We start from the raw sequence: 1,601 nt of genomic DNA on the forward strand, positions 1-1,601 counted from the left end.
GGTTCTTCGTCAAATTTGGTGGTACTTCTTCTATTGTGAATAAATAATCTTCGCTCTCAGTAGTTTAATTCCTGCCCTATTGTACATCTGTCTTTTTACCGCTTTAATTTTATTCACTGTCCCCTCCAGTAATCCGTTACTGAAGGGGATATCAATAGCTGCCTGTACTGCCTCCCAGTCTTTTTCAATACCATATGCAAAGTTCGTCAGTGGCATATTCCGTGTTGTCTTCGCTTTTTCAATCCACTTTCTAATATCCTTATCATAAGTGTTCCCATTAATCATGTCTCTGAAATTTTGACACACGCTTAAGAGTTCTTTTATCTGTGGTGAGGACTTATACAGTTCCGCTAGTTTAGGATTATCCGATTCTCCCTTTAGAATGTATTTGCGTATCTGATTCTGTGAAACTCTCTGTATTTTACTTCCGTTTTCAATGCTCTCATTATGCTCCTTGATTTCCTTCCTCTTTTGTTGATACCTTTTTCGCAAGCTGGATGTTATCCTTCCAATAAGTGCGCCACTGATTTTACTCCCCATTTTTTGCGCCAATATTTTTCGAGTAATACAGCCCGCACTAATGATTGTAGCCAGTTCGGATACATATTTAAGAGCTGTCTTCTGTTGCTCATTCAAGTATGCCCCTATTCTTCTGTTGTGAATGATCTTATAAATGTAGCGACTTTTCTTACCCAAATGTATGGCTGTCTGCTCAATGGTCATCCCCTGCATTTTTAAGTTCAAGCTTTCCCTGTATATCTTTAATTTTTCTCTGTGTCGGACATCTCCCATGTTAAATATGTCCTGAAGAATTAACGAAGAAGCCGTGTCTCTGTCAGGATATTCGTATTTGAGCTTTTTCTTGGTCTGACGAATCATTTTCTCTATTTCCGGTATCATCGTGTCCGTCATATTCTTGATTAGATGGAACCGGTCGCAGATTTGTGTAACACCAGGGATTATTCTGTTTATAGCTTCTGTGAAACATCTTCCACGGTCTCTCGTTATATATTGTATTTGAGGATTCCGGATGAGCCAGTTATCAAGTGCTTCTCCGTTTCTATCCTCTAACAAAGCAATAGGTATGTGTGTCATCTGGTCTACGACCACACTCATATAATCCTTACCTTTTTTATAGGCAAAATCATCAATACCTACATAAATACTTTTATTATGCATAGGATTATGTTGTCCGCACTGTTGTAGGATGCGTAAGCAGGAAGAACTACTGGCCGTTATATGGAACAGTTGTAAAAGAGAAGAGGCCTTTCGGGAAGTAAGTTCCAAGCTTATCGATCTGATGCGTTCCTCAACAAGATAGCTCCGTCTACCATACCGACGAGCCAGAAAAGACAACGGTTCGCAGAATATTTTTTGTGGACAAGAAACATTATCACAATAATATTTGCCAACCTTTATGACTAACTCCAAAGTATGACCGTAAACTTCAAGATCCTGAATATGACGGGAGTAGTAACTGTGCAATCGGTGACTGAAATGTCCGCAATAAGGACAGGAAGCCCCCTTGCCAGCCGTATGTAGAAAGACCGTCAATGAGCTAACAGCTTCAGAGATACCATCTTGTTGCAGATTATCGTAGC

At 39.7% G+C, this 1,601-nt stretch carries 1 protein-coding gene; it reads right to left on the reverse strand.

The genetic code is table 11. The features are described 5' to 3' along the window. Window positions 1–30: 30 nt before the first annotated feature. On the reverse strand, window positions 31–1,601 hold a 1,571-nt coding region (locus DXB58_RS04135), incomplete at its 5' end, for an ISL3 family transposase (protein ID WP_233527227.1).

This window comes from Bacteroides sp. OM05-10AA (assembly GCF_003439055.1).
GTDB lineage: Bacteria > Bacteroidota > Bacteroidia > Bacteroidales > Bacteroidaceae > Bacteroides > Bacteroides intestinigallinarum.